The sequence below is a fragment of the Thalassovita mediterranea genome, from assembly GCA_019448215.1.
In the GTDB taxonomy this organism is placed as follows: Bacteria; Pseudomonadota; Alphaproteobacteria; order Caulobacterales; family Hyphomonadaceae; genus Henriciella.
In genome coordinates this window covers 2,417,661-2,442,994 of record CP080408.1, presented here as the reverse complement: position 1 = coordinate 2,442,994, position 25,334 = coordinate 2,417,661, and the positions used below count along the sequence as shown (strand labels likewise).

Here is a 25,334-nt window from a genome sequence, read left to right as displayed (position 1 = left end):
TGGCTTTCGGCATCATTTTATTCGCACGTATCAAGATTTTGACTTTTTGGATCGGCCAAGCTTGGCCGTCCCGTCCGAGCCGTTCTTGGCCATCATAGTATCCGCGCAAGATTTAAGTTTGGTGTCCAAGTTTAAGCCATTGAGAGAGGCTGAGCCATGAGCAATGCTATCGCGCGCATTCTGGAAACCGTAAAAGACCGGGGCGGTCCGGCGGCGGTAATCAAAAACGCGGCATCGAGACCAAGCGCGATGGCCAAAGCTTTGATCCGCGCTGTTGCTGGAAACTGGCGTGCGATGGCCGCTGGAACCTCAAAGAAAGCGGAGCATTATCATAGCGAACTTCGAGACAGTGGGTTGGTCGAAACGCTGAACTCGCGGCTAACTAAAGAGTTTACCAGAATCAGCGGCGCGCAAGTACGTGGGAAAGCCGCGGTTCCGGGAGGCATGCGATCTTTGCACGCGGAAGTGCTGTGGCTGTTAGTTCGAAGTCGTAAGCCAGCTACAGTGGTAGAAACTGGTGTCTGCAATGGCCTTTCATCCGCCGTGCTTTTGGAAGCACTCAGCCGGAATGGCTTGGGAACACTGATCTCGGTCGATCTGCCCGAATTCACGGATCCAGCGCTAAATAGGTTTGAGGTTTGGGATGGGAAGGGAGGTGCAGCGGTACCGGCCGGCAAGGACGTCGGATGGTTGGTTCGCGATGACTTGAAATCATATTGGCAACTGGAACTTGGTCCTTCCCAACGATTGTTACCGCCGTTGCTTGCGAGAATTAGCCCAGTCGACTTATTTATTCATGACAGCGAACATTCGTACGAAAATCAAATGTTTGAATTTCGCTTGGGTTTCGAGGCACTGCGACCAGGGGGCGTGCTAGTTGCGACGGACATTACTTGGTCTGACGCATTTGACCACTTCTGGAAGGAGATTCGAGCAACCGGCGCTCGACGAGTTTTCGTCGATCCGTCCTGTGCGCTTGTGGAGAAGCTATGACGCTCCGATCCTTTGGCAGGCTGGCATCGCTTCGGTAGTCCAAGATGAGTAGAGCTATTACATTTTTCGCAACGGGGATTACCCTGTCCGATGGCGGCATCGCCTCGGCGAACCGCAACGTCCTCGCTGCGCTTGAACGAATGGCCGCCCGGCATGAATGCGTGCTGAACGTCCGAATACTACATGAGCCTTCCGAAATTTGTCGTCGCGTCGCTGACAGCGGTGCCCGTGTTTTCAAGCGCGCCTACAGCGGAAAGAAGCACGCTATGGCGCCGTCTATCGTCTCGGCCCTTGCAAGCTCTCGGCTAGTAGTTTTTGACCATGTTCATTTGGCTACACCCTTGGCGATGCTCAGCCATTTAACGAGGCTCCGCAATACGCGGACAGCGATTTGTGCCCATGGCTCGGAATCCTGGAAACGCTTAAAGCCGATTAGCGAGAAAGCCTTCCGGGCTGCAGATTTGATATTAGCTAATTCTGACTACACACTGCGGCACATGCGAGAGACGATCGATGGATTTAATGGCATCAATTGCCCTCTGGGGCTACCGCCTCACTTTGCTCTCACGCCCGCTCCGCCGGCCCGGAACACGGAAACCCTTACACTTCGCGCCGCCGACGGAACGGAACGAAAAATTGGCAAACGCGCCATGCTCCTCGTCGCGCGCATGGACGCTGGCGAGCAGGAGAAAGGACATCGTGAACTGATCGCAGCAATGCCCGACATTCTGGAGCGCGTTCAGGCAGCAGAACTCATTTTTGTTGGAGGCGGTAGCGACAGCGCTGCAATAGCCGAAATCGCCGCTGCTTCATCGGCTGCCGCCCATATTTACCTGACCGGTCATATAAGTAGTGCCGAACTCGCCAAATTGTATAGTGCCGCTTACGCATACACCATGCCTAGCCGCCAAGAAGGTTTTGGACTCGTATATCTGGAGGCGATGAATTACGCCCTGCCCTGTCTCGCCTGCCATGATGACGGCGCGGCAGATGTCGTAGCGGACGGCAAGACCGGCGTATTGATCAGTCAACCTATAGACCAGCAGGAACTAACTGATGCCGCGGTCGCCCTTCTATCAAATCCCGCCCGCGCGAAGTCACTGGGTGAAGCCGGCTGGCGCCGCCTGAACGATCAATTTACCGCTGCCGCGCATCAAGCAAGACTACAAGCTGCCTTAGATCCCCTGTTTGCATGACGCTTCTAGCGAACTTCCGAAAACGTAGAATTGATCTTGCGCTTGGCGCTTATCGTTCTCGGTACACTAGTCCGATCTACGACGAAGCAGTTGTCGCTCAGCAGTTAATGGATCTAAACGCCGCATGGAAGGAATCGCTGTTGCGCTCGCCTTGGGCAAGATTGATCCAGCAGAAGGAAAATCTCCCCGAATGTTTCGCGAGTTGGGACGACTTCGACGCCCGCGCTCCAGTCATGGACAAACGGCAAATAAGAAAAGCGCTAGAGAACGCCGGGGCGACCTCTGGAAACGTGAATTGGAGGGCGACAGGCGGGAGCACGAGTGAGCCATTTCGTTTCCCCGTCTGGCCCGACGAAGCATCCTCGTCCGCTCTTGATATCTGGCTGGGCCGCGAACGCCTCGGGATTAGTCCTGCGGATCCGGCCTACCTATTGTGGGGGCATGCGCACTTATTGGGCAGCGGCCTCAGGGGGGCAATCAATCGGCTCAAGCGGACCATACTTGACCGAGCACTAGGATATACGCGGGTTAGCGCGTATGCGCTTACACCGGCTAGCCTCGAAACAGCTTGGCAACAGCTGATGGAGCACAAACCAAGATATGTCATCGGCTATTCCTCTGCGCTGGATCGCTTCGCAAGACACAATGCCGATCGCGCACCCGAAATAGCGAAACTGAAATTGAAAGCTATTATCGCCACTGCAGAAGCGTTTCCCCGTGCCGACAGCGCCGAAGTCGTTTCGCGCACCTTTGGCGCACCCGTGGCGATGGAGTATGGTACAGTAGAAACAGGCCCCTTGGCGTATCAGGACATTGACGGGAGTTATCCAGTGTTCCACGCCAGGCATCGCCTTTCGCTTCGCGGCGGCGATGGACCAGATGCCAATGAGATATTGGTGACCAGCTTGTACCCGCGCGCACTTCCACTCCTGCGGTATGCGCTGGGTGATTTGGCCGAGACAGACCCGGAGGACATTAAATGTGGCTGTGTGCTTCGTCTCCGCGGAATATCGGGACGGTGTAACGACATAGTGAATCTGCCTAACGGATCAGCGGTACATTCGGAGGTTTTTACCCATTGCGTTAGAGACATTGCGGACATTGAGGCGTTCCAAGTCGTTGCCGCCGACGGCGTCTGGCCCCGGCTGCGATATGTCTCCTCGATGGACCTCTCGATTGAGGCATCGTCCGAGATCCGCCGTCGACTTGCGCTGATAGACAGGGCCATGGGGAATACTGAACTGGAGCGGGTAGACGCCATCCCGCTAACTGTGGCCGGAAAGCATAGAATGATTGTGGAGAGCTGATGATAATCACGGTGAATGGCAAGCGGCTTGACCTTTCTCGGTACAATACTTTCCATGCTGCGCGCTATGACCGCACGATAGAATTGGTTCGGTCAATAGGCGGCGGTCGAACGGTCGAGCTTGGCGGCCATCCTTGGACCATGACGGCGCGTTTGCTTGCTGAACCCAGCGTGGACTTGCTGGCGACCGTCAGCGCGGAGGAAGTCACGGCTTGGCCTGACGAGATACCGGTTACGCGCCACGCATATGAGATGCAGGTTGAAGCAGGAGATCTACATCGTTGGACCAATATCTCGGCCAATTTGGAGCGTACCCTATTTCGGATCGCAGAAACCGATACAGCGCCTCTGAAAGCGGACTTGGTATTGGCGTGCGAAATTATCGAACATTTGACCCGCAGCCCGCACGTCATGATGCTGAACATCAACTCTTGGCTGAAGCTTGGTGGACGGGTTGTTCTCACGACACCGAACGGCAGCCAATTCGACAACCCCCTTCACACCAAGCCCAAGATGCCAGCTTATCGCTACAGTCAGTACGCCCGGCACAACTATGTCTTCAACATGGAGATGTTGAAAGACATAGTGGAGGTTTGCGGGTTCGAGGTAGAGCGTTTCGAGTACTGGTCACCTTATGCCAGAAAGGGGCTCGCGAAGGTCTACCGCTACCTTTCTAGGCTTCCAGGGAAGTATTTCAGCAATGTTTTCGCTCAGTCCATTGTGATTGTTGCGCGCAAGGTTGAAAATCGCAAAACGGCCAGTCGCCTTCCCAAGGCCTATGCGCCTGCTGGCGATTGGGAACTGATCGATAACCTCAGCGACGGCACATCTCAGGAACTGGAGCTGACACCGTGAGTCTCAGTGTTGTTCATGTTGTCGCATCAGTAGACGATGAAGCAGCGGGACCATCAATATCTGTGCCTCGCTTGGCGGAGGCACAAAAGCGCGAAGGGGTGAGCGTAGAGCTATCGACTGTAGCGACGAGTGCACCCCCAGCCATCAATCTGGCCCCATCCGTCGAGCATCGGCGCCATAAGCCGTCTTTTTCTAGTGTTCCTGTTTTTTGCCGACTGGTTCCTTCTAAAGCCATGCGTAGAGATCTCACGATGCGGGCCGCATCGATCGACGTTGCACATACGCATGGACTATGGCTTCTACCCAACATCTACCCCTCCTGCATGGCGGATTCAGGTACACGAATCGTACTTTCACCGCGAGGGATGTTAGGGGCGGAAGCGCTTGCTTTCTCCCGCAAGAAGAAGCGCATATTCCATGCTTTGTTGCAGAAACGCGCGCTGGAAAAGGTTTCCCTACTCCACGCAACGAGCGAGGCAGAGGCCGGCGACATCCGCGCTTTCGGCCTGACCGCTCCAATAGTGATAGCGCCAAATGGAATCGACATACCCTGCGACGGCACCATTATAAGAAAGACGGAGCCTCGCACTATTCTATCGCTAGGACGCATCCACCCGAAGAAGGGCCTGGACCGCCTAATACACGCCTTTGCAGGGCTTAAGCAGGACTATCCAAACTGGCGGCTCAGAATCATAGGACCGTCGGAGTTGGGCCATGGGCCGGTACTGCAGCGTTTAGCTGGAGAGCTTGGATGCTCAGCAGTCTCTATAGAACCGCCTGTCTTTGGCGATGAAAAGCTAGCTGCCTATCAAGAGGCAAGCATTTTTGCTCTGCCGACCCGGCATGAGAATTTTGCCATGACAGTGGCTGAGGCACTGGCAGCGGGAACCCCCGTTATCTCTACCAAGGGCGCGCCCTGGGCCGGGCTAAATACAGCGGGATGTGGCCTCTGGGTTGACCACGGCCCAGAGCCGATGAGAGCGGCCCTTTCTTCATTGATGGCCCTGTCGGACGAAGAACGCGCTCAGATGGGCGCTCGTGGTCGCGCGTGGATGGCGAGTGATTTTTCTTGGGGCGGTGTCGCTCAAACCATCGTCCGAGCCTATGAATGGATAAAAGACGGTGGAGAAACACCAGAGTCGATCCGTCTATACCAACCAGAGGCGGGAGGCTCGCTGCAGTCTCTCGCTACAAATCGCGAAATAATGAGGAGTGGCTGAGGATGGTTATCGACGCTGTAGTTCGCAGAGCGGTCACTTTGGTGCCGCATTCAATGCGGGGCTTCATCAGGAATTTGCCTTTAATCGGCCCAGCACAACGAAAGCTAGTGGACAGTCAACTGGCTGGGAAGACATTCCTTCACAAAGTGGACGCAGGTCCTTCAAGAGGCATCGTTTACGAGCTTACCATGCCGGAAGACAAGGGTATTTGGACTGGAAACTATGAGCCCGAGTTCGCCTCTAGACTAGCTGCCGAGATGCGCCCCGGCATGGTCGGCTATGATATTGGCGCTTGGCATGGCTATTTTACTGGCATCATGCTCGCCAACGGAGCCTCAAAAGTGGTTATGTTCGAGCCTTTACCGGAAAATCGGGTGCGGCTCGTTCGGATGATGGACTCTAATCCCGGTTTTGAAATGATCATCCGCGAAGAAGCGCTCGGTGATCGCCAAGGGAAAGCGACACTGGCGCAGCTGGAGGACACATCAATGGCGAAGCTAAGTGACAGTCCGTTTGAACCTGAACACAATACCGGTAAAAAAATCACCGTTACGCTTAACACGATCGATGCGATGGTAGCTGAGCGAACCTTACCTCCGCCAGATATCATTAAAATTGATGTAGAGGGTGCGGAAGGTATGGTTCTCCGCGGTGCCGAAGAAACCATTGCTTCAGCTCGTCCCGTAATCTTGGCAGAGATCCATTCAGGTAGCTTGTTACAAGAAGTTACTTCTCTGTTGGAACAGCACAATTATTGCATCGAGTCCTTAGATGCGTCCAAGCTGCACCGCGCGGCAGACGCTGGTCATATTTGCGCCTACCCAAAGAGCTGAATCAGACGAATACCCGTTCGGAGAGTCCCATGCGCATTTTGTTCTTTTTCGGAACGCGTCCCGAAGCCATAAAGTTAGCGCCGGTAATCCATGCTTTCCAAGCCCACTCAAGCTTGGAGGTGCAGATATGCGTTACAGGTCAGCATCGCGGGATGCTCGATCAGGTACTAAATCTATTTCAGATTACGCCTGATTTCGATTTGGATTTGATGAAAGCTAACCAAACCCTGCCTGAGTTGACGGCGCGTCTGATCTTGCGGTCCAGTGAAGTAATCGAGGAACATAGACCCGATCTAGTGGTGGTTCATGGCGACACATCTACCACTTTCGCTTGCGCGCTTTCAGCCTTCTATCAAAAAGTTCCCGTTGGTCACGTCGAGGCTGGCCTGCGCACTGGGAATTCCTACGCGCCATGGCCGGAAGAATTCAATCGTTGCGGCGTCGATATTTTCGCCGAATATCTATGGGCGCCCACGAAGCAAGCAGGCAATAGGCTGCGTCAAGAACGTCCACACAGCGACAAAATATTCATAACGGGAAATACTGTGATTGACGCGCTGCGCTTCATGGTCCGACGTCTCGACGAAGCGGACTTCTACCGTGAGCATATTGGAGGGTTCTTTGACTTCATCGATAACAGCAAACGTCTTATCTTGGTTACAACCCATCGACGCGAAAGCTTCGATCGCGGAATAGCCTCGACATGCGATGCAATCGACACGATCGTTCGCCGAGGAGACATTCAAGTATTGTGGCCGGTCCATCCAAATCCCAATGTTAAAAAAATAGTCGAAGAGCGGTTCGGCGACTCGGATGTTGTCCGCCTGACGGAACCTTTGGACTACGCTAAATTCGTCGGAGCGCTTCGCCGGGCATTCTTGATCATTACTGACTCCGGTGGTGTGCAAGAAGAAGCGCCTGAACTCTGTAAGCCGGTTCTCGTCACGCGCACTGTTACCGAACGCCCTGAAGCGGTCGAGGCTAATGCAGCGAAGTTAGTGGGACAGGACGCCAAGATGATCGTCCGAGAAACAATGAGGTTGCTAGATGATAGCGAAGCTTATGCAAGTATGGCTTACGGTGGCAGCCCATATGGCGACGGCCGCGCGTCTGAAAGGATTCTGAATTCTGTAATTGATTCAGTCGGCAAGGCGCCGAATTTTCAAAGTTGAAAATACTTGTAGTCACATCGTATCCGGCTGGTGCCGAGCCCCGAGCAGTGCGCAACGCTCTAGCGGTCCGACGTGCATTTCCGAAAGCTGAGATCGTGTTCGTCGATCGGGCCGCGCACGGCGTGAACACCTCTGCCCCTCTGACCTTGGCCGATGCGCGAGTAGTTCGGGCGACGTTGGCCTTTCCGACGCTGAAATCAGCACCTCTGCGGCGACTCCTTAGCGCTGCAATTACCGAAGCAGCTCGGTGGCGGTATCGCACCACTGGCAAGGTAAGCGAGGGAGTGTTTGGTCCTACGGCTGTGGGCCTTCTTAGGAACATTGCACACCATCGTCCGGATATGGTGGTTGCTCATACGATACAGGCATTGCCAGCAGCGCTGTCCTATTGTCGACGAACGGCAGCGCCCCTAATCTTTGACGTTTTCGAATACTATTCGGAAATGGGAGATTCCCAGCGTCCCATCGAAAGCGCAGCTACGAAACGTTTAGAACGGGATGGGTATCGTGACATAGAGTTGCTATTAGCAACGAGCGACGAGCTGGCCGACGTACTATATCGAGAGTATGAAGCTAAGAACGTCCTAGTCAGCCTCAATGTGCCTCCGCTAGAAGCCGCCCCAAAACACAGGGCTCACGAAGGACTTCGGCTCTACTGGCGAAATTCACAGGTCGCGCTGAGCCAGCGCGGACTTCGCGATGCCTTGGAGGCATTGCCCAACACGCCAGCCAACGTAGAGCTTTTTATTCAAGGTCGCCCATCCGACGATATCGATGAGATCCAACGTATTGCTGCACACCTTGGGGTGGCCGAGCGAGTGCACATACTGCCTGCGTTCAGCGTTGGCGACGCTGTTCAAGCTGCAAGCTCGTACGATATCGGCCTGTGCCTAGAACAACCTGGGCCTCGCAATCACGAACTCACTATTTCAAACAAGTTTTTCGACTATCATATGGCGGGACTGGCAGTGATCAGTTCCGACATGCCATCTCTCGCTACCGCGCTAGGGATAACCGGCGGCGGGATGATCTATCGCGCTGGTTCGCCTAGGGACCTAGCCCGCGCAATTTGCGCGCTTCACGCTGACAGAGCCAGACTGGATGGGTATCGAACCGCTGCGCGAAGGTTCGCTGAGACGCGTGGAAACCTCGAACTCGAATTGGATAGGGTGTCGAGCGCAATACTTACCGCAGCAACCATAAGAAGCTCCGCATGAAACAGACGATCCGGTTCCTGCGCCGACATCCGCTGACCCGCGCCCGTCCCGTGCGAAGCGCACTGCGCGTTGCGAGATGGCAGGTGCTCAGTCGGCTACGGGATGAGGTAATCATTGATTGGCTGGACGACGCCCGTCTGGCGGTGCGGAGAGGAATGACTGGTGCGACAGGAAACGTTTACGCAGGTCTGCACGAGTTTGCGGACATGGCGTTCATTATCCATCTTTTGCGACCGGGAGATCTGTTCCTCGATATAGGCGCCAATGTCGGAACTTATTCAGTGCTGGCCGGAAAAGTATGTGGCACAAATGTTATTGCGGTTGAGCCCGATCCGGAAACTCAGAAAGCGTTGCGCAGAAACTTGCAACTGAATGACTTAGATAGCCAAGTAAGAATAGAGGGCGTAGCAGTAGGCGCCGAGCCCGATGTAGTGCATTTCACAATCGGTTTGGATACAACCAACAAGGTTGTCAAAAACCCATCCAGCGACGGATATCGCGAGGTCAGGCAAATGAGGCTCGACGACTTAGTCGGTGCTTGTACGCCCACTATGCTTAAGCTGGACGTCGAAGGCTACGAGAGGGAGGTCTTCAAAGGCGCCAGTGGCGTATTGGCAAACCCTGGTCTGCTGGCCATTGAGACGGAACTAGACGATCCGGAGGTCAATGCTGTTCTAGAAGGTGCTGGTTTTCAGCGTACTTATTATGAACCCTTTAGCCGACAATTTACTACTGAGCCGAAATCATTGGCCTCAAATGCACTCTATGTTCGCGACCCGCAGGTTTGCCTTCATCGTTGCGCTTCGGCCCCCCGCAGGAAAGTAATCGGCCGGGAATTCTAAGAGCGCGCTATCATGAATTTTATGTCTGCTTGTTAGTGTAAAGCGAGCTTTTGGACCGCTGCCATCTAATGCAATATCTCTATTATTTACAACGTCGTTTGCTCAATACTCCCGACGCTTTTAGCAGGCTTTGCGGGTTTACCTTTTCCGTAACATATGGGCTATATTATGTTGCCTGTGAAAATCTATTTGCTAAACCGGGACTGTCATTGGGACGGAAACGCTCATGATTGCCGAAGCACCTCGGCTCACTAGTTGGCGCATCAATCAGTTTCTACGATGGTTGTGAAAATGCATAGTCGAAGTCTTCCGTTAGCTACGTTCAGTCTTATGGTAAACAAGTTAGACAGACTAGCCCGACATGTTGAGCTTCGTCACGCTGGCGCCGAAATTGGTCGTTCCGTCCAAACCTATGGCGAATTTTTTGAGGGTAACCCGCAAGCTTTAATGCTTGGCGAGAGTGCACGATTAATGCGGAGCGCTAAGCTGATTGCGAATGGTCCAGCCAGAAGCCTGAAGGTGGGAAAGAACACTTATTTTAATAAAGGCGCGCTCATCGACAGCCGACATTGCATCGAAATTGGGGATGGAGTCGCAGTTGGGCCAAATTGTTATATCGCCGACTACGATCATTCTTTCGAAATGAATGAGAATGGTAACCGCATCGACGACGGTCTCCAAGAGGCTGTAACTATAGGCGAGAACGTTTGGGTAGGAGCAAATGTCTGCATTCTCAAGGGTGTGCGAATAGGTGCGCGATCGATCGTGGGCGCCGGAAGTGTTGTCACAAAGAATCTTCCGCCTGACGTTGTGGCAGTTGGAAGTCCGGCGAAGCCAGTCCGGTTTCTCGCCTTGCCCGCTAAAAATACAAACCAATCAGGCGCATTGGCGCAGTGAGCACCGAAATCTACGACATACTTTCTAATCGTAAGGCAACGAAGTGGACGAAAGCTGAGCTTGCAGCGCGCGTACTCTGGGAGATTCTGCGCCGCCCTCTCTTTTCTTGGACGCCACGCCAATTCTGGTGGTTTCGTCGCATTGTGCTGCGTCTCTTCGGCGCGCGCGTTGGCGCACACGTCCACATCCACCCAACAGCGGACATCACCGTGCCGTGGCATCTGCATGTCGGCGAAGCAGCCGCAATTGGTGACAGAGCACGTATCTACAACCTTGGGCTTATCAGTATCGGGGCACGGTCAACCGTTTCTCAACACGCACATTTGTGCGCCGGCACACATGACTACGCCCAGTCCGGAATGCCGTTGCTCAAGACCCCTATTAGTATCGGCGCTGACGTTTGGGTTTGCGCCGATGCTTTCGTGGGCCCAGGCGTGAAAATAGGAAATGGTGCGGTGATTGCTGCACGAGCCGTAGCTGTTAGCGATGCTCCTGAAAGGAGTATTTCTGCCGGCAATCCTGCGCGCGTCATCAAGTTGAGATAGTAGAAATCGAGGGTGCTGCTCCGTGAAAGTCTCTACACTCATCCTGACCCTAAATGAAGAAGCGAACCTACCGGCCTGTCTGGGAGCGCTCGCTTGGTGTGACGACATCGTAGTGGTCGACTCCGGCAGCACTGATGGCACTGTGGCAATCGCAGAAGCACACGGCGCTCGCGTTCTTTCTCGTCCTTTCGACAGTTTCTCCGCTCAGCGAAACTGGGGAGTCGAAAACGCAGGCTTTGTCCATGATTGGGTACTACACCTGGACGCAGATGAAGTTTTGACGCCCGATTTCGTTCAGGCGCTCGACGCTACTGAGGCTCCAGCGAAAATTGACGCCTATCAAGTGCCATCAAAAACCATGTTCTTTGGCAAATGGTTGAGATGGGCAGGCATGTGGCCATCTTATCAAGTGCGGCTCGGCCGCCGCGATGGTCTGCGCTTTGTGCAGGTCGGCCACGGCCAGCGCGAAGATTTGCCCGGGGACCGCGTTGGCGTATTCCCAGAAGCCTATCTTCACTACTCTTTTTCTCACGGCCTTACGCATTGGTTAAGGCGGCATCTTCGCTATGCTGAGCAGGAGGTTGAGCAGTTGCACCGATCCAATCGCGGCTCAGGCGACGAGCCTGGCCGCAGCGGCGGCGTCACTTCCGGCCGTCGCCGCCTGAAAGCGTTAGCTGCGCGCGCGCCTTTGACCCTGAGGCCCTTTCTAAAGTTTTGCTATGTCTACTTCTGGCGTCTGGGCTTCCTCGATGGAAAGCGCGGCTTCGCATATGCATTTATGCTGGCTGTCTATGAGGGCATGATCGCTGTCATCGGCATCGACCGGCTTGAAAAAATCGCACCGACGCGAACGAATGTCGCCCGGACAATAACCAAACCCGATAGTTGATTGGGAGAGAGCTAGGATGATCAAGCTTGAAACGCCGCGTGGGCTGCCAGTTGACGTACCAGAGACTGAGGAGGAGGATCCCTCCCCCAAGTTTGCCCCAAATGACCTGGAGGCAGCCGCACGCTATTACGAAGATTATGGTTACGCGGTTATTAGAGGAGCCATTGATCCGGTAGCTTGCGATCGACTAAAGGAATTGTGGGCCACCGAAATCAAACCTTCAAGATCATTCATATACAGGCAAGCGACCGCTCAAGCAGAACAACACGTTTTTAACGACAAAGGTTGGGTGATGAACCCAATCCTGAACCTGCAGAGTGTCGACCCGAAGGAGTTTCCCGGCTTCCGCAGCTACAGTATCAACTCGATTTTGACCAATCCGAAACTTATCGGAATGCTGGAAAGTATTCTTTCCGAAGATCCCATGATCGTCCAATCGATGTATTTCGAAGGAAACTCTGCAACATGGGAACACCAAGATACCTATTACCTAGACTCTGAAAATGTCGGCAGCATGGTCGCAGCCTGGATCGCACTGGAAGACATTGTCGCGCGTGCTGGTCGCTTTTTCGTCTGCGTAGGCAGTCATAAGTTGGACATGGGTCTGCAAGGCTGGTCGACCAATATCGCCGACCATCACGAGGAATACATACAAAGCGTTGTGGCGATGATCCGCGACAAAGGTTTGGAAATTCGTGCCCCAAAGCTGGATAAGGGTGATGTGCTCGTTTGGAATGCACGCACTATGCACGGCTCACTTAACAGCCAAGATCCGAACTGCACACGGCAGTCTGTAACGCTGCATGCCATCCCTGCCAGCCACCGCTTCTTGCAATTGCAGAACCGCATCGTGCCATTGCGCGTGAAAACAGTAAATGGGGTGAGGATACACCATCCAAAGGACTTGGAGACTGCGAAGGCCCGAGCGATCATGTTTTTGGAGTCCCATTTTCCCAGCCAATTCTATTCTCTGAAGAAACTAGGTATACGGACAATGATAGCGTCAAAGGGCTTGGGCGCTATCGCATCAAGAAAGCACACAGCACCCAAAAGCGAAATGCGCAAAAACTAGATGTTTCTGACAAGGTACGAGGCTACCACCGCACCAATTGAAGGGGCTCACTAGCGTACCAGCACCTACTTAAAAGATCCTTCGAAACATCGCTGCTTATATTTAACTTTCAAATACCCTGGATCCTGCATGCTACTACGATATCACGCTCCGAGTTTAGGCTGAAACACCGTCAGACTCAGAAATCGGCCGGGAAAACAGTTGGTTTTTGCTTCTCTTTCCACGCTTCAATAGAAGTGGCATGAAAATTGCTCGATGTCTTAGGCATCTTCAACCAGTTTTTTGTCGGATCCGCTTTAAGGTTGGCCAAGGTTTTTGATAGTAATGTAGATTGTGCCAAGGCGCTTCAATCGAGCAGAAATTATGCGGTTAATGGGAGAACCAGAATGACGCGACTGTTGACTAGCTTGTGTTTTTTGGCGTCGTTTTTCGTTAGCGCATGCTCTTTAGGTGCTAACTCGGGTAGCACTGGCACATCAATTACAGCGCAAGATTTACCGCTTCCCGATACGACTTCGATCGTTCAAAGCAGCGAGGTACGCATTGGACCGATGGATATCGTGCAGGTAAAGGTTTTCGGTGTCGACGAGTTAAATGGGTCTTATCAAGTCGACTATCTTGGGCGAATAAAAATGCCGCTGATCGGCGAGGTAATTGCAAAGGATCTTACCGCACTTCAGCTCGCTAACACATTGGAAAAGCGGCTTGAAGACAATTACCTTCAAGATGCTGACGTGACAGTGTCGGTCGAGGATAGTGACCGTGAACGGGTAACCGTAGAAGGTTCGGTTACGAGCCCTGGTATCTATCCCGTTGAAGGATCAATCGGTCTCTTGCAGGCTGTGGCACTTGCAGGCGGCCCTACCCAGTCCGCGAACCCTCGCAAGGTTGTCATTTTCCGGCAGGTCGAGGGACAACGGATGGCTGCGGCATACGATTTAACCGCGATCCGAAGGGGCGACGCCGATGATCCGGTTGTGTTCGGGAATGACATCATCGTCGTCGATGGATCGGAAGCGCGGCAAACCTATGGCGAAATACTAAGATCGATCCCCCTACTCAGCCTGTTTTTGATCCTATAAATTAGCGGTAGCCTAAAATGAATTACGACAGGTTCCACAACCTTCCCGACAAGGCATCCCACCCTGGCGCAGTCGGACCAAACCGTAGGCCTGAGAGGTTCGAAGCGGTCCGCGAGGATTACGACGGCGGCGAGAGAGATGACGGCTTTAACTTCTGGCAAGTGCTCCAGATTGTGCTGCGCCGGAAGTGGATGATCCTTGCCATCGCAATTTTTGGTGTTTCGATTGTTGCCATCCTGACGCTTCGGGTCACTCCGCTTTACATGGCGACTTCGACAATCGAAGTTCAACGCCAGGAAACGCAGATCATCGAGGGCGCTTCTGTAGATCCTGCAGTGATCGCTGACGATCAATATATGGCGACCCAGTACACACTCTTGAGAAGCCGCTCATTGGCCGAACGCGTCGCCGAAGTACTCAATCTATCATCTGATGAGCGTTATGCTGACCAAACGTTGTCGCGTGACGATCGTTTAAAGCAGGCCGCAGAAACAATTGTCAAAGGCATCCGGGTTAGACCCGAGGGAAGCAGCCGGGTAATTAATGTCTCTTTTGTTAGCCCATATCCGGATGAAGCGGCTCGAATAGCCAACACGTTGGTAGAAACGTTTATCCAAACTAATCTTGAGAGAAAATATAACACTACAGCGTTCGCGCGTGAATTCGTCCAAGAGCGTCTTCAAACGACGCGCCAAGCTTTAGAGGACTCAGAGCGCAAGCTTGTTGAATATGCTTCAGAAGCAGACATTTTGGAAATTGGCGGCGAGGGTGGTGACTCCCTTGATGCAACCTCTATTCTTTCCCTGAACTCCGAGTTAGCTGCTGCCGAAAGTGCACGCATAAATGCTGAACAGCGTTATCGCGAAGCGCAAAGCAACCCGACAACCCGCGCCATGCTGGAAAGCGAAGATCTGAGCCGACTGAGAAGCCGCAGATCAGAGTTGAATGCGGAGTACCAAGAGAAGCTTGGTACTTTCAAACCTGGCTACCCAGAGATGCAGCAACTACAAGCGCGTATCGATTCCCTTGACGCGGAGATTGAACTTGAACGCGAGGGTATCGTAGCAGCCCTAGGCGCAGAGTACCGGGCGGCGGAAGCGCGCGAAGCTTCCCTACGCGAGCGGGTAGGCGAGTTGCGAGAGGAGCTTCAGAACTTGCGTGATCGCCGTATCGATTACACGATTTTACAGCGCGAGGTAGACACCAACCGAACACAATACGAAGCACTGCTTCAACGTATGAAAGAAATATCTGTCGCCAGCGGGGTCGGCTCAAGCCAGATCTCCATTATTGATCGCGCACTGGTGCCCAAATTTCCGTTCGAACCAAACCTTCGTCGATCTCTGTTTCAGGCGCTTATCCTAAGCTTGGCAGCGGGCGTCGGACTTGCATTTGTGTTGAACTACATCGACGACACCATCAAGACACCTGATGACGTAAAGAACAAACTAGGTCTCTCGTCCATAGGCGTTGTACCGAAGGTTAAAAACAAAAAGGATATCGTTTCCAGCGAACTGTCCGATCCCCGATCCGCGGTGTCGGAGGCGTTCTTCTCCACCCGTACCGCTCTTCAGTTCACCACATCCAGTGGCGCGCCTCGAAGCTTGCTCATGACCTCTACGAGGCCTGGCGAAGGAAAGACCAGTTCGACAGTTGCCCTTGCAATGGCGTTCGCAAAGATTGGTCAACGCGTTTTGATCATCGATGCGGATATGCGTAAGCCTTCCTTTGTAGCCGACTCAGGCGCCTCCATCGGCCTATCAGGTCTGCTCACTCGCGAAGCAGACTTGATGCAGAACATTGTAGCCTCTCGCCACGACGGCCTTTTCCTGCTGCCGGCTGGCGTGATTCCGCCGAATCCGGCTGAGTTGCTTTCTAATCCGCGGCTCAAGTCTATCATTGCAGAAGCCGAGGTAGCTTTCGACCTAGTTGTCGTCGACTCACCACCGGTGTTAAGCTTTACTGATGCGCCACTTTTGGGATCAATTTGCGAAGGCGCAGTGATTATCATTCAATCGGGTGTCATTCGGACACCATCGGCAACACGAACAATCGGCAGGCTTCTTGAAAGCCAAACAAACTTACTTGGCGCCATCTTGACGAAGTTCGATGCCAAAAAGGTAGGGTACGATAGCGCCGATTATTACTACAATTATTCTGGAAACGCCGCTTACGCTTATCGTGAAAAGGAGATCCCTGACCGAGAAAGCATACGCCGGAAGGTGCATCTATTTTCCGATACCAATGATGTGCCTCCCGTCCGCGACGGAGACTGATCATGGCCCGAGTGGTTGTGGTGACAAGCTGGCTTGTCTTGCTTTCGCTCGGCTTCGGTGTTTTTCACCAGCTCCTTTTTCAACAGGAGCTTGAATCAGGCTTAATGACGGACGCTGATAGCACTGACATACCCGACTCGGCCGATGCGTCCCTCTCACTCCAAGCTCTGCACAACAACCTAGCGCTCAAATCAGCGTTTGCAAAAGCTCCGCTATCGGCTCAACCGTTTGTAGTTCGGCTTGTCAGCATCTCTAAGGATGAGCCCGACTCGTTTGAGCTGCAGCGGCGTCTGGCAGAACATGTGCTCCGCATAGCGCCAAGACAAGTAGCAGCCAGACTGAAACTCGCAGAGCTCAACTATTTAGATGGAGAATATGGAGACGCAGCCGCCGGAATAGCGCGATTGATCGTGCTGAATCGAGAAAACGCCATGGTATATTCAGACATGCTCTCGGCGATGGCTCTGCAAAAGACATCAAGGCCGATCATCGAAGAGCTTCTCAGCGAGAAACCAGTTTGGGGAGCGCAGATAGTTAATAAGCTTGCTGGGAAGTTAAGCGACACCGACTTCCTGATCTCACTCGCGCGCGATTATCCTGCAAGCCAAGATGCTGTGGTCCGCTCTCTAATCTCCAAGGGTGATCTGGAGAACGCCAATAGTGCCTTCCTTCAATTCCTCAGTACTGAGGCGCGCGAGACACGCACCATTCCATTTGACAATCGGTTTGAGCAAAAGGCCGGTGCTCAACCCTTCAATTGGCGAATCAATCAGTCGTTCGCGAGTTTTGACCAAGGCGGCGGCCTTGCGGTCAGCTTCTTCGGTCGGGGCAAACCATGGATCGCGGAGCAGATTATCGAGCTCTCGTCGGGCATTTATGAAGCGAACTTCGTTATGGATGGCAACCTTTACGACAATGGCGGCAGTTTTGAATGGTCGCTGGAATGTCTGGATGCTCGAAAACCATTATTGACTCTTTCTATAGATACACTGACCTCCCTGCCTGAGGCTAAAGTTGTCACGTTCACTGTGCCTGATCAGAGTTGTCCGTATCTGCGTCTCCGTCTTTCGGGAGTTGCGGGCGAATTTCCGCGCACCGCAAGAGCCTTTGTGCGAGAGGTAAGGCTCACGCCCGCATCTGAAGTCGCCACGCCGTGAGTGTGTCTAGATTAAAACGCCATCTTCGCTGCTTTGCTTTGCCGATACTTTTGGCGCTTACCGTAATTTTTGGAGGATCCTCGCTTACTGACCTGGCGTCGAGGCTTTGGCTTTCATCTATAGCTCTGATCATTCTTCTGACTGCGATTCCTTTCGTGACCACCCGAAGCTGGAACAGGCTCACCCTATTGGGAGTCGGATTGTTCTGTGCTTGGAGTTTGTGGATCTTTCTGCAACAGGTGCCGCTTCCCCATGCCATTTGGCAGCACTTAGGAGATCGATCTGCAGTTTCAGATGGCCTTGAGCTTATGGACATGCCCGCCAAGACGGCAATGCCGATTTCACTTGCGCCGAGCAAGAGTTTCCTGTCATTTTTTGGCACGCTTCCGACAATTGCGATGTTTGTGCTCTTCTTGGCGCTGGGCTGGCGTTTTGCGGCTTCGCGTCTTAATTGGGCCATACCTCTATTCGGCGCGACGGGAGCATTGCTGGGGTTTGCCCAGATCATGGCAGGCGACAGCGCTTCTCTGTATTTCTATGAAATTACCACTCGCGGTCTTCCAGTTGGTGTGTTTGCGAACCCCAACCATCAAGCCTGTTTCCTTTTGATGTGCCTTCCTTTTGTAGCGGCACTGATTGGGCAACTCCGCAGAGATTGGGCTTCCGGAGATAGCGATCATGCAAAGGCGATAGTTGTTGCAGCTGCGGCAGGTCTCATACTTACAGGGATATTGGCGACCGGGTCCGTGGCCGGCTATGCGATGCTGCTACCGGTCCTTGCATTGTGCGTTGTGCTAGCTCGAGAACCCCGATCCAGTAGACGCTTGGCCATTGCTTTTCCGGCCATTGTAATCGCTGCAACGTTCGCTGCCGTCCTGCTTGTCGCTTTCAGCCCTTTGCTTGACGGTCTCGGCGTCACCTCGTTCGAGAACTCAGACCTGTCGCGGCTCGGAATCTGGACAGTCACAATGAAAGTTGTAGGAGACCACTGGCTGGCAGGTACCGGTCTCGGCTCGTTTGAGGACGTTTACAGGCTATATGAGAATCCAGACACAGTCACCGAAAAATACGTAAACCACGCGCACAATGATTATCTTCAGGCGCTCGTTGAGTTTGGTCTTCCGGGAATAGCTATTCTGCTGACCGGGGTGGTCTTGGTGCTTGTTCAGTTCGTCAGGGTCTGGACACGCCGAGGAGATGAACACAGGCGCATTCGTCGTGCTGCGGCGACGGCCCTACTGGTCCTTATTCTCCATAGTTTCGTCGACTACCCGGGCCGAAGGCCAGCAATCGCCTGTCTTGCAGCGACTTGTTTTGCTCTGTTGGTGGTCAATGGAAACAGTGATCGCCAGCGCAAGAGCACGGCAACCAAGCGACCGGATACAACAAGCTCGGCTGATGATCGCCGCATCGTAATTTAGGCGCCAGAAAGCTCAAGGAGCTTATCCCGCCAGGCCGTTAGCGCTGATTTTCTAGACGCTGCGATGTCGACGAACTCCCGCGCATTCTGTTTCATTTCACGCAAGCTTTCGGATGCCAAGGAAAGACGACTGATCTCGCTGACTGCCGCTTCGACATCGCCGGGTATTACCGTGGTCCCGAACCCGTATTTTTCGAGCAATTGTGCGACTTCACCATCTCGCGCGCCAATCATCAGGACAGGCCTACCAACAGCCGCTATGCCATAGAGCTTGCTGGGAACAATCAGGCCCTCGAAGGCGGGCTTCAAGCTGATCCAGTGAAGATCCGGAACGCTGAGCGATAAGGCTATGCTATCTCTCGGCTGATATGGTCGGAAGAATACTTTCGAAAGACCTCTCGCTGCGCAGGCGTCCTCCACCAACTGCCGCTGATGGCCGCCCCCAACAAGCAAGAATTTGATGCATGGATCATCTTGCAGACACTCCGCTGCGCCAAGAAGGGTCTGAACATCATGCGCTCGACCAAGATTTCCGGAATAGCCGACAACAAAATCGCTGTCACTGAAGCCCCACCCTTTTCGTAAGTTCAGCCAACCTAACGGGTCCGGGTGTAATGATGCGTCGTCCGCGAAATTTGGAATGACTGTAATATTTGAAGGCGCGATCTCTCGCTTCAATTTCGCGGCCATGAGATCGCCAATCGCGACATTGATGGCGGCCTTATCGATTGAGCGCCGCCGCATCCACTTGAGCAAGCGGAATACAATAGATGGCAACTTCATCCCCGATGCTTCAGCCACCTCTGGATATACATCCTGAAACCAGTTGCCGCGTTGAGCTCCCTTGAGCCGCGCCGCATATCCGATTGGAATGCCGATCAGCGGCGGGTCGGTTTTCGAAATAACGATGCTGTTCTTATCGGCATGGCGAAGTACGGAGAAAAATGCCGAGGCATAGAAGGTCAGATAGTCTAGCGCGCGCCCAAGCATATTCGACCTCCCGAACCGCGTCGTCCAAACCCTGCTTACCTCAACGCCTTCCCAGTTCTCGGTCTTCGTCAAAACCTGACCTGGATCTGAATAAAGCATTCGGGAAGTAATGATCCGAACGCGAAAATCAGACTGAGCAAGGTGTTGCGCGACATCCGTAAGAATCTGCGCAGTTGCGCTATGATCGGGCCAAAAGAAGCGATTCACAAAAATGATGTCGGGAGAATGTCTAGGCATAGCGACTCAATAGGCCCCGATTAGAGCTCGATCATGGCTTTCGTATCATGGCGCGAACTGTCTCTCTAAAGTTCGACAGAAGCACGAACGCAGCGACAACCGTAATACCGACACCATTCGCTAGCAGGTCATCAAGATCAAAGGTCCGGCCGACTGCTGGCTGAGTGATTTCGATAATTACTGAACCCAGTGAGACACCGCCACCAAGCGCGATTAAAGGCAGACTAGGAAAGGCGAGCAGTCCGACCAGGGTGAGGCAAAAATAAGCTGCCACGTGCCTCGCTTTGTCCCAAGGAATCAAAGATCGGACGTCGACTTCACTTTCCGGACCTATGAAGAAAAACGCCAACAAAGCGAAAATCAGCACGAGACACACCCGTGCTGCCCACATGCCGGTGGTCAGCATTTGCTGAGAACGAGCCTTACTTCGCACCGAGACCGGTAAACATCACGCGCACAGTCTGAATGCCAATGAAAACATCGGTCCAGACCGAGAAGTGTTTCACATAATAGAAGTCGTATTCAAGCTTCCGGCGGACATCATCCACGCTTGTGACGTGGCCCTGCTTCACCTGCGCCCAGCCGGTGATCCCAGGACGCACAATATGACGATACCTGTAAAACGGGATTTCCTCTTCATACCATGAGGACAAGCTGAGCGTTTCCGGCCGCGGGCCAATCCAGCTCATCTCTCCGATAAAGATATTCCAGAGCTGCGGCAGCTCATCAATTCTGGTCTTTCGGATGAAGCGACCTGAACGTGTGACGCGCTGGTCGTCGTTCTGCGTCATGTCCAGGTTACGCTTATCGCCGGCGTCAGGCGCCCGCACAGTCATGGAGCGCAATTTGAACATGATGAAGGTCTTGCCACGATATCCCATGCGCTCTTGACGGAAGATCACGGGCCCCGGACTATCAAGCTTGATCCAGGCAGCAACAATCAAAAACAAAGGCGAGAGAAGCACCAAAGCGACCGCAGCGGTTATGGCATCAATATAGCGCTTTGCTGGCGCATAGATGGAATCGGGCGCCAAGTGGCCAAACGAGTTTTCCGAAAGGTGCTCAACCCGCACCCTGCCCTCAAGTGATTCAACAATCTGTTTCGTGTTGTAGATGACGCGGCCGGCGATCGCCTCCTCAGCAAGATAGCGCTCCCACTCTGGGCCAAGCTTCGGGTCACGCAGGTTTACCACCAGCGGCAAATGACGCTGCTTGGACGCCGCCTCTGGCGATGTAAAATTTACCCAGCTCACTCCAGGTATCGAGGCAAGCTCCTTTAACTTCTGCGATGAGACAAGACCGAGATTAGCCTCCCGAAAACGTGCGACGTAGTAAGACAGCGCGATGAACCAGCATGTGGTTAGGACAAAGCTCACCAAGAATTGAGCCCGACTATAATCCAGTCTGAGGATGAAAAAGATCGCGATAATTATGCCATAAGATGACAGGAATGCAGGCGTGATGCTAGTGAATGCATTCGAACCCGGAAGCACGGTGACTTTCCGAAATACCATATAACCGATGAGCACCGCACAGAGCGTGCCGAATAGCGAATTATCGTAACTCGCGATCTGGTCGGGTAGCCGTTCGAACTGTCCGCGGAGAACGACCGGCGCAACGACCCCAAAAAGGATTGCGCCGATAAGTTGGTAGCGTATACGGAACAACGCATCAGCAAGGCGCCGGGAAAACCGGTCTTGCTGTTCTGTCCCCACCGCGAGATGACTGAGTGTGTTCATGTCCCCTGACCTACTCTACTGATCAACTCGCCTTGGCGAGCTGCTTTCTGGGAAGAGTGACCTCAACGTGGCGGGTCATCATCCCTAGAAGCACTTTGACACGGTCATTGTCCGGAAGATCGACGATACGTCCAATCCAGTCCTGAAAGGCGCCGGACATCACCCGAATTTCGTCCCCTACGCCAAGCGTGTCCTCAAATTCGATAGCACCGTCTTCGCCCGTTTGAGCCTTGAAGTTCTCGACCAGATCCGTTGGAAGGGCAGCTGGCCTGTCCCCGAAACGAACAATCCTCGAAACGCCAACCGTGCTATCGATTGCGCGCCATCTCATGCGCTGCATATCCACATTTACGAAAACATACCCGGGGAAGATCGGGCGCAGAACCCGTCGGGTCTGTCTTGCGTGGCGGACCGTCCGCCAAAGCTGAGGGCATGTTGTCTCGAAACCCTGTCGGTTCAAATGCGAAACAGCGAGGTTCTCTTTACCTGCCAACGTCTGCGCGGCAAACCAGGTGTGCGATGCGTTTACGCTCATGTTGCCTCCCCAAGACTGAAGCCCTTGATCAACTGCAGGTGTACCAATCACAACACACCCGAACGCCGCCATCAACCAAATTTAAGAAAACGTTTACCGATTTTTCTTGACTGCTCGATGACTAGTCAGACGTCACGCAAGATCGATGCCTTTTGATTCGCTGGCGAAGATGCAATCAGTTTGTTGTGCTCGCAGAGACCGTGTGGGAGGCTTATACCCAACGCGCTGTAAGAGCCGACGAGTTTGGCTTGCTAACGCAGCGCGAGCGAGATGAAGTTCTATGTTCCGTCTGTTTTCTAAGCCCGATAAATCAACCAGCGAGCCTAAGGCAGCGTCCACGCCCCCAGGCAAGCGCGCCTACGCAATCGGAGATGTACACGGGCGCCTTGATCTTCTCGAACAATTATTGGCGCGTATCGAAGAAGATGTATCCAAACGACCGTCCAAGCAAACTCACCTCGTTTTCTTAGGAGACCTCATAGACCGGGGGCCGCAGTCGAAAGACGTCATCGAACTGCTGATCGACTATCGGCCCCCTGATCTGAAGTGTCATTTCCTCATGGGAAATCACGAAGACGCGCTTCTTCGCGCCCTTAGAGGCGAGCGTAAACAACTCCGTGAATGGCTCTATCATGGCGGCGACACAACCGCAGAAAGCTATGGGGTGGATATCGCCTATGTCCAAACAGTTGGCGAAGAGGCACTTGAACACGCCCTGCTCTCGGCCATCCCGAATAGCCACATACGCTTCATGAGCCGGTTTCTCGATAGTGTTGAGTTTGGTGACTACCTTCTGGTGCACGCTGGCGTACGGCCTGGGCTATCAATCGCTGAACAAAACTCGACGGATATGCGCTGGATCAGACGTGAGTTTCTCGACAGCGAGGCCGATCATGGCAAGGTTATAGTCCACGGACATACTGTCGAAGACGAGATAACGCAGCGGCCAAACAGGATTGGGCTGGATACCGGCGCCTACAAAACGGGCGTTCTGAGCGCTGTGCGCCTTGAAGACCAAGCCATTGAGACCATTCAGGTGCGCGGAATGTGTGCAACTCCGACCTGAATTCGGCATTTATTACTCAATTATGAATATTTGCGATCATATATATACAATCTAAGGCTTCTTTGCTAAAAGGAAGTTGGGACAAAGGAGCTACACACATGCGCCTCACGAAATCTATTGCAACTCTGGCCGCCGCTGTTGGAGCGCTGACCTTCGCTCAAATCGCTGTAGCGCAGGATGAAGCTGGTTCTGGATCCGTGCCGGATTTGGAAGGCGATGTTGTGTCGACGACTGGTGATACCGGTTCGGTCGTCGTCGAACGTCAAGGTAACTTGTATTCTCTTTCAGAAGGCGACGATCTATTCGAAGGAGACATCGTTCAGACCACGAGCAACGGTACAACGACGCTTAATTTCACTGCCGCCGACGGAACGCCATGTACTGTGACGCTCACCGCTTCGCAGATTTTCGCGGTTACCGCTGCCTCATGTAGCGCACCTCCACCGGTTGCAATGACGTCGACACAGATTGCGGCTCTTGAAGGTACTGCTGTAGCCGGTACCGCAGGAAGCGGCGTCGGCGCTGCAGTCTTCGGCATCCCGGCCGCTCTCGGTGCTGTTGGTGTAGCCGCGGCAGCTGGCGGCGACGATGATGATGGCACGCCTGCAAGCCCAGGCTGAGGACTCCCACAAGTCGATTTTGAACAAGGCGTGCCACTTCGGCACGCCTTTTTTCATGCTTTGCTTCCAGGTTAGCCAAAATTTCGAATTGTTTGTGTTAACGAACGCAGCCCATCTCGCACCTGATTTTTTTGGCTTTTTCCTTTCCCGCATTTACCCTTCGTCCCAGTCTGAACCAATAGCTTAACGATTTACGACACCATCGCCTCAAATTCAGCGGCAGTCTTCAAGTCAGTATTATGGCCGACCTCGTAGTCATCTCATCACCAACTCAAAGAAGTCGGGGTGATGGACATGAAAAGAACACTCGTTTCTCGTTTTTACATGATGAGCACTTTCTGTGTCTCATCTCTCCTAGCTGGCTGTATGACCGTCGCTCCTCTAGAGCCGGTAAAAAATGCTCCTGCAGAGTTTCGCGGCGACAACACAGTCGCTGTAGAGTTCGTCTCGCCGATGCTCGTCGGCGCCAGGTGTGCGCAGCGCGGCGCTCATATTTTCGGTGTTCCACAGCTGAACTCGATGGGTTGCGGTGATGGACGCATGATCACCATGCCGAACCCCTGCCAGACAATAACGTCTGGCTGGTACGCCCGCCTCCTCTGTCATGAACTTGCGCACGCCAATGGCTGGAGCCGCACCCATGAGGGCGGCAGCTACCTACCTGATGACATGTCCGGTATCGGTGCACAGACTGCTTCGGCAGACAGGCCAGCATCCAAGCTAAGTAACCTCACGCCTGCAAGCCAATCTCCGCAAGCCATTGCGGCAGCAGAGGCGCGACGCGAGGAAGCGGTACTGGCTGACCAGGACGCCGCAGCTCCAGAACCCGAGGTGATGCAAGCGTCCTTCGAGCCTCAAGCTGAAGTGATGGATGCTCCCCAGAAGTTGGAATTTTCCTCACACGTAAAGCTGGCGAGCTTCTCTGAAGAACTTTCGCCTGCCATCAAGTCGAGCACCACGGCGACCTCACGGTTCAATATCGGCCTCCGCCCAAGAACCGAGGCGCCCTCAACGATCTCCGCGACTGAGCAAACCTTTACTCTCCCAGATCCAAAGACATTTGACCTGCCAGAAACAGATGCCGGTTCATCAAGTCTCAGCTTTCGTCCGATCGAAGTCAGTACGCAGCCGGCCGCCGCCGCAGATTGAAGAAAGCACAATCCTATTGCTTGGGG

Annotated in this window: 24 protein-coding genes; 20 read left to right on the top strand and 4 right to left on the bottom strand. The window is 53.5% G+C overall.

What is annotated here, in order from left to right:
- Window positions 1-156: 156 nt before the first annotated feature.
- The 17 genes from KUV46_12030 to KUV46_11950 all read left to right on the top strand — a co-directional run bounded on the left by KUV46_12030 (window position 157) and on the right by KUV46_11950 (window position 18,973).
- On the top strand, window positions 157-993 hold the full coding sequence (locus KUV46_12030; GenBank protein ID QYJ00065.1) for a class I SAM-dependent methyltransferase: 837 nt from the start codon (window positions 157-159) through the stop codon (window positions 991-993).
- Window positions 994-1,037: 44 nt separating this feature from the next.
- A complete protein-coding gene (locus KUV46_12025) occupies window positions 1,038-2,189 on the top strand; it encodes a glycosyltransferase family 4 protein (protein QYJ00064.1) in 1,152 nt (383 codons plus the stop codon).
- On the top strand, window positions 2,186-3,496 hold the full coding sequence (locus KUV46_12020) for a hypothetical protein (GenBank protein ID QYJ00063.1): 1,311 nt from the start codon (window positions 2,186-2,188) through the stop codon (window positions 3,494-3,496). Before KUV46_12025 ends, KUV46_12020 begins: the two co-directional genes overlap by 4 nt.
- Complete coding sequence (locus tag KUV46_12015; GenBank protein QYJ00062.1) at window positions 3,496-4,350, top strand: methyltransferase domain-containing protein; 855 nt, start codon at window positions 3,496-3,498, stop codon at window positions 4,348-4,350. The genes KUV46_12020 and KUV46_12015 overlap by 1 nt, the downstream gene beginning before the upstream one ends.
- On the top strand, window positions 4,347-5,570 hold the full coding sequence (locus KUV46_12010; GenBank protein QYJ00061.1) for a glycosyltransferase: 1,224 nt from the start codon (window positions 4,347-4,349) through the stop codon (window positions 5,568-5,570). The genes KUV46_12015 and KUV46_12010 overlap by 4 nt, the downstream gene beginning before the upstream one ends.
- 2 nt (window positions 5,571-5,572) lie before the next feature.
- On the top strand, window positions 5,573-6,403 hold the full coding sequence (locus KUV46_12005; GenBank protein QYJ00060.1) for an FkbM family methyltransferase: 831 nt from the start codon (window positions 5,573-5,575) through the stop codon (window positions 6,401-6,403).
- A gap of 29 nt (window positions 6,404-6,432) precedes the next feature.
- A complete protein-coding gene (gene wecB / locus KUV46_12000; protein ID QYJ00059.1) occupies window positions 6,433-7,575 on the top strand; it encodes a UDP-N-acetylglucosamine 2-epimerase (non-hydrolyzing) in 1,143 nt (380 codons plus the stop codon).
- 95 nt (window positions 7,576-7,670) lie between these two features.
- Window positions 7,671-8,792 (top strand): glycosyltransferase, encoded by a 1,122-nt coding sequence (locus KUV46_11995; GenBank protein ID QYJ00058.1) that lies wholly within the window; start codon window positions 7,671-7,673, stop codon window positions 8,790-8,792.
- The gene (locus KUV46_11990) at window positions 8,789-9,634 is read left to right on the top strand and encodes an FkbM family methyltransferase (GenBank protein ID QYJ00057.1); all 846 of its coding nucleotides are present in this window, start codon (window positions 8,789-8,791) and stop codon (window positions 9,632-9,634) included. Before KUV46_11995 ends, KUV46_11990 begins: the two co-directional genes overlap by 4 nt.
- Window positions 9,635-10,153: 519 nt before the next feature.
- Window positions 10,154-10,531, top strand: coding sequence for an acyltransferase (locus KUV46_11985; protein ID QYJ00056.1), 378 nt, complete (start codon window positions 10,154-10,156; stop codon window positions 10,529-10,531).
- Window positions 10,528-11,076, top strand: coding sequence for an acetyltransferase (locus KUV46_11980; GenBank protein ID QYJ00055.1), 549 nt, complete (start codon window positions 10,528-10,530; stop codon window positions 11,074-11,076). Before KUV46_11985 ends, KUV46_11980 begins: the two co-directional genes overlap by 4 nt.
- Window positions 11,077-11,098: 22 nt before the next feature.
- Window positions 11,099-11,965 carry a glycosyltransferase family 2 protein gene (locus KUV46_11975; GenBank protein QYJ00054.1) on the top strand — a complete coding sequence of 289 codons (867 nt, stop codon included), beginning with the start codon at window positions 11,099-11,101 and terminating at the stop codon, window positions 11,963-11,965.
- Window positions 11,966-11,981: 16 nt separating this feature from the next.
- Window positions 11,982-13,037 (top strand): phytanoyl-CoA dioxygenase family protein, encoded by a 1,056-nt coding sequence (locus tag KUV46_11970; GenBank protein ID QYJ00053.1) that lies wholly within the window; start codon window positions 11,982-11,984, stop codon window positions 13,035-13,037.
- Between the two features lie 386 nt (window positions 13,038-13,423).
- A complete protein-coding gene (locus KUV46_11965) occupies window positions 13,424-14,119 on the top strand; it encodes a polysaccharide export protein (GenBank protein ID QYJ00052.1) in 696 nt (231 codons plus the stop codon).
- A gap of 17 nt (window positions 14,120-14,136) precedes the next feature.
- Window positions 14,137-16,395 carry a polysaccharide biosynthesis tyrosine autokinase gene (locus KUV46_11960; protein ID QYJ00051.1) on the top strand — a complete coding sequence of 753 codons (2,259 nt, stop codon included), beginning with the start codon at window positions 14,137-14,139 and terminating at the stop codon, window positions 16,393-16,395.
- Window positions 16,396-16,397: 2 nt separating this feature from the next.
- Window positions 16,398-17,552: a hypothetical protein gene (locus KUV46_11955; protein QYJ00050.1), complete on the top strand. Its 1,155-nt coding sequence runs from the start codon at window positions 16,398-16,400 to the stop codon at window positions 17,550-17,552.
- Between the two features lie 314 nt (window positions 17,553-17,866).
- Window positions 17,867-18,973: an O-antigen ligase family protein gene (locus tag KUV46_11950; GenBank protein QYJ00049.1), complete on the top strand. Its 1,107-nt coding sequence runs from the start codon at window positions 17,867-17,869 to the stop codon at window positions 18,971-18,973.
- Here the strand turns inward: KUV46_11950 and KUV46_11945 are convergent.
- Genes KUV46_11945 through KUV46_11930 form a run of 4 tightly spaced genes read right to left on the bottom strand, consistent with a single transcriptional unit; the run spans window position 18,970 to window position 22,473 of the window.
- A complete protein-coding gene (locus tag KUV46_11945; protein QYJ00048.1) occupies window positions 18,970-20,199 on the bottom strand; it encodes a glycosyltransferase family 4 protein in 1,230 nt (409 codons plus the stop codon). The two genes, KUV46_11950 and KUV46_11945, sit on opposite strands and share 4 nt — an antisense overlap.
- A 31-nt stretch (window positions 20,200-20,230) precedes the next feature.
- Complete coding sequence (locus KUV46_11940) at window positions 20,231-20,605, bottom strand: hypothetical protein (GenBank protein QYJ00047.1); 375 nt, start codon at window positions 20,603-20,605, stop codon at window positions 20,231-20,233.
- Between the two features lie 16 nt (window positions 20,606-20,621).
- A complete protein-coding gene (locus KUV46_11935) occupies window positions 20,622-21,938 on the bottom strand; it encodes a sugar transferase (GenBank protein ID QYJ00046.1) in 1,317 nt (438 codons plus the stop codon).
- Window positions 21,939-21,960: 22 nt separating this feature from the next.
- The gene (locus KUV46_11930) at window positions 21,961-22,473 is read right to left on the bottom strand and encodes a transcriptional activator RfaH (GenBank protein ID QYJ00045.1); all 513 of its coding nucleotides are present in this window, start codon (window positions 22,471-22,473) and stop codon (window positions 21,961-21,963) included.
- A gap of 280 nt (window positions 22,474-22,753) precedes the next feature.
- On the opposite strand from KUV46_11930, the gene KUV46_11925 reads away from it, so the two are divergent.
- From KUV46_11925 to KUV46_11915, 3 genes are all read left to right on the top strand, one after another.
- Window positions 22,754-23,539 carry a serine/threonine protein phosphatase gene (locus tag KUV46_11925; protein ID QYJ00044.1) on the top strand — a complete coding sequence of 262 codons (786 nt, stop codon included), beginning with the start codon at window positions 22,754-22,756 and terminating at the stop codon, window positions 23,537-23,539.
- A gap of 98 nt (window positions 23,540-23,637) precedes the next feature.
- The gene (locus KUV46_11920; GenBank protein QYJ00043.1) at window positions 23,638-24,159 is read left to right on the top strand and encodes a hypothetical protein; all 522 of its coding nucleotides are present in this window, start codon (window positions 23,638-23,640) and stop codon (window positions 24,157-24,159) included.
- Between the two features lie 294 nt (window positions 24,160-24,453).
- The gene (locus KUV46_11915; protein ID QYJ00042.1) at window positions 24,454-25,308 is read left to right on the top strand and encodes a hypothetical protein; all 855 of its coding nucleotides are present in this window, start codon (window positions 24,454-24,456) and stop codon (window positions 25,306-25,308) included.
- The last annotated feature ends 26 nt before the right edge of the window (window positions 25,309-25,334 follow it).

Bases quoted from the DNA above. Each gene is read 5' to 3' on its own strand.
- KUV46_12030 (QYJ00065.1), top strand. From the start codon at position 157: ATGAGCAATGCTATCGCGCGCATTCTGGAAACCGTAAAAGACCGGGGC.
- KUV46_12025 (QYJ00064.1), top strand. From the start codon at position 1,038: ATGAGTAGAGCTATTACATTTTTCGCAACGGGGATTACCCTGTCCGAT.
- KUV46_12020 (QYJ00063.1), top strand. From the start codon at position 2,186: ATGACGCTTCTAGCGAACTTCCGAAAACGTAGAATTGATCTTGCGCTT.
- KUV46_12015 (QYJ00062.1), top strand. From the start codon at position 3,496: ATGATAATCACGGTGAATGGCAAGCGGCTTGACCTTTCTCGGTACAAT.
- KUV46_12005 (QYJ00060.1), top strand. From the start codon at position 5,573: ATGGTTATCGACGCTGTAGTTCGCAGAGCGGTCACTTTGGTGCCGCAT.
- wecB (QYJ00059.1), top strand. From the start codon at position 6,433: ATGCGCATTTTGTTCTTTTTCGGAACGCGTCCCGAAGCCATAAAGTTA.
- KUV46_11990 (QYJ00057.1), top strand. From the start codon at position 8,789: ATGAAACAGACGATCCGGTTCCTGCGCCGACATCCGCTGACCCGCGCC.
- KUV46_11970 (QYJ00053.1), top strand. From the start codon at position 11,982: ATGATCAAGCTTGAAACGCCGCGTGGGCTGCCAGTTGACGTACCAGAG.
- KUV46_11965 (QYJ00052.1), top strand. From the start codon at position 13,424: ATGACGCGACTGTTGACTAGCTTGTGTTTTTTGGCGTCGTTTTTCGTT.
- KUV46_11960 (QYJ00051.1), top strand. From the start codon at position 14,137: ATGAATTACGACAGGTTCCACAACCTTCCCGACAAGGCATCCCACCCT.
- KUV46_11955 (QYJ00050.1), top strand. From the start codon at position 16,398: ATGGCCCGAGTGGTTGTGGTGACAAGCTGGCTTGTCTTGCTTTCGCTC.
- KUV46_11950 (QYJ00049.1), top strand. From the start codon at position 17,867: ATGCCCGCCAAGACGGCAATGCCGATTTCACTTGCGCCGAGCAAGAGT.
- KUV46_11945 (QYJ00048.1), bottom strand. From the start codon at position 20,199: ATGCCTAGACATTCTCCCGACATCATTTTTGTGAATCGCTTCTTTTGG.
- KUV46_11940 (QYJ00047.1), bottom strand. From the start codon at position 20,605: ATGCTGACCACCGGCATGTGGGCAGCACGGGTGTGTCTCGTGCTGATT.
- KUV46_11935 (QYJ00046.1), bottom strand. From the start codon at position 21,938: ATGAACACACTCAGTCATCTCGCGGTGGGGACAGAACAGCAAGACCGG.
- KUV46_11930 (QYJ00045.1), bottom strand. From the start codon at position 22,473: ATGAGCGTAAACGCATCGCACACCTGGTTTGCCGCGCAGACGTTGGCA.
- KUV46_11925 (QYJ00044.1), top strand. From the start codon at position 22,754: ATGTTCCGTCTGTTTTCTAAGCCCGATAAATCAACCAGCGAGCCTAAG.
- KUV46_11920 (QYJ00043.1), top strand. From the start codon at position 23,638: ATGCGCCTCACGAAATCTATTGCAACTCTGGCCGCCGCTGTTGGAGCG.
- KUV46_11915 (QYJ00042.1), top strand. From the start codon at position 24,454: ATGAAAAGAACACTCGTTTCTCGTTTTTACATGATGAGCACTTTCTGT.